We start from the raw sequence: 1,993 nt of genomic DNA on the forward strand, positions 1-1,993 counted from the left end.
TTTTAGGAACCTTACTCACTCACATTCTGTTCATGTCGACTTGCCACACCTTAACTAATGTGGTGATGGGGAGTTTCATTATGGAAAGCCTCGTGCACAAACTCCCATTAGCCTGCCCCCAAAAAACATCTACTACATATAAGCTCTGATGACGGGCATGCTCTATAAAGTCGAAAGGCTGCGGTGCTTCTGTCTAAATTTAGATAATAAGCCAGTCATGCACGGTGACTGGCTCTGGGCTACGCTAGGGAACTCGTTGGGAGTTCAGATTATTGGACTTTGGTTGCCACAGCAATGCGGTTCCATGTATTCATGACTGATACCAACATTATCAGCTGAGCAATTTGTACTTCTTCAAAGTACTCAGCAAGTTGTTTGTATGTGGTATCACTGACTCCGTGTTTTGAAATATGTGTTATTTCTTCAGTCAGCGCCAGTACAGCTCGTTCTTCTGAAGTGAATAATTGTGACTCTTTCCATGCGGGTAGCGAGAACAATCGCTCCTGAGTTTCACCTTGCTCCAAGGCTGCTGTCGTATGCATTTGAATGCAATATGCACAGCCGTTGATTTGAGAAGTGCGAACTCTGATTAGTTCATTGAGAACTGGCGATAGGTTGCTTTTTTTTATGTAATTTTCTAAGCCAAACATCGCATTGTAAGCTTCAGGTTGGGCTGCGTAGATATTGACTCGAGACATATGAAGATCCTCATTTAATTAAGGTGAATGTGTGTAGGTCTTAAATATAGGGATCTCTTTTATTGACATAAATGTATATTTTGCTAATTAACTATTATCAAAATTGCATCAATTGGAAAAGCGCAGTGAAGCTTAAACTTAATGAATTGGAAGTGTTTGTTGCTGTGGCAGAGTCCAACAGTTTTAACTTAGCCGCTGAAAGATTGGACATTGCGGGCTCGGTTGTAAGCCGGAGTATCAAAAAGCTTGAAAGAGACTTAGAAACAACCTTGTTTAATCGGACGACACGAAGTGTTACTTTGACTACCGAAGGTGCGTGGCTTATTGATAAGGCAAGACATATTTCTGAAGAAGTTGTTGCCATAGAGCATCATTTCTCACAGAAGCATAAGCAACCACAAGGGACTTTAACCGTAGATGCGGCATCGTCATTCGCTTTACATGCGATAGTCCCATTGCTATCAGAATTCACTCGCCTTTTTCCCGATGTGAAAGTGGCTCTTGTTAGCAATGACTCAATCACTGACTTAATCGAAAGGAAGGTGGATGTCGCCATTAGAGTCGGACAACTTAGTGATTCGACTTTAAAAGCTCGCAAATTAGGGGTGGTTCAACGTGGTTTATACGCTAGCCCTAGCTACCTAAAGCGATTTGATTATCCTGATTGCGTCACACAGCTATCTAAGCATCAATGCTTGGGCTTTGACAAATATAAGTATCTCAATACTTGGCCGCTTATGGATGACACAGGTAAAAGATTAAGTATTACTCCACAGGTGAGCAGTAATAGTGGTGAGACACTCAAACAGATGGCTGTGAATGGCTTGGGGATTGTGTGCTTGTCTAATTTTACTGTTCAACAGGAGCTAGAGTCTGGTTCACTTAAGCCCGTGCTAAAGAGCCTCTGGGTGAGTGAGAATATACCGATTAATGCGGTGTTCTATTCAGAGCAATCATTAAGTCCAAGAGTACGTGTTTTTATTGATTTCTTGGTTGGAAAAATAAAACTAATGTAGGCTTTTATCATTCGCATATTGTCCTATAACCGTTGCAATTAGGCTGGTTATTGATTGCATATTCAGTTGCTGTTTCAGCATTTTTTGTTAATGGTATGTGGAATTGATAATGCTCGATTTTTCTTGTTAGCGACCGATATAGTGTGTATCTCAAAGTCTTTAGCTGAGATTAACATTGCTCGATATGAGATACATTTGCTTATGGCAAAGGACGTCTTTAGGCCATTAACTCTAACTCGCTAATGTCCAGATGTGTGCCAGCTGGATCTCAGCTAACTC

The 1,993-nt window shown here is 41.1% G+C and carries 2 protein-coding genes; one reads left to right on the plus strand and one right to left on the minus strand.

Annotated features, from left to right (window positions below):
- Nucleotides 1-269 precede the first annotated feature (269 nt).
- Nucleotides 270-698: a carboxymuconolactone decarboxylase family protein gene (locus MD588_RS25825; protein WP_265700823.1), complete on the minus strand. Its 429-nt coding sequence runs from the start codon at nucleotides 696-698 to the stop codon at nucleotides 270-272.
- Between the two features lie 125 nt (nucleotides 699-823).
- Between MD588_RS25825 and MD588_RS25830 the strand changes: the two genes are divergently transcribed.
- Nucleotides 824-1,714, plus strand: coding sequence for a LysR substrate-binding domain-containing protein (locus MD588_RS25830; protein WP_265700824.1), 891 nt, complete (start codon nucleotides 824-826; stop codon nucleotides 1,712-1,714).
- The last annotated feature ends 279 nt before the right edge of the window (nucleotides 1,715-1,993 follow it).

Origin of the sequence: Photobacterium obscurum, assembly GCF_026191635.1 — a bacterium.
GTDB classification, from domain to species: domain Bacteria; phylum Pseudomonadota; class Gammaproteobacteria; order Enterobacterales; family Vibrionaceae; genus Photobacterium; species Photobacterium obscurum.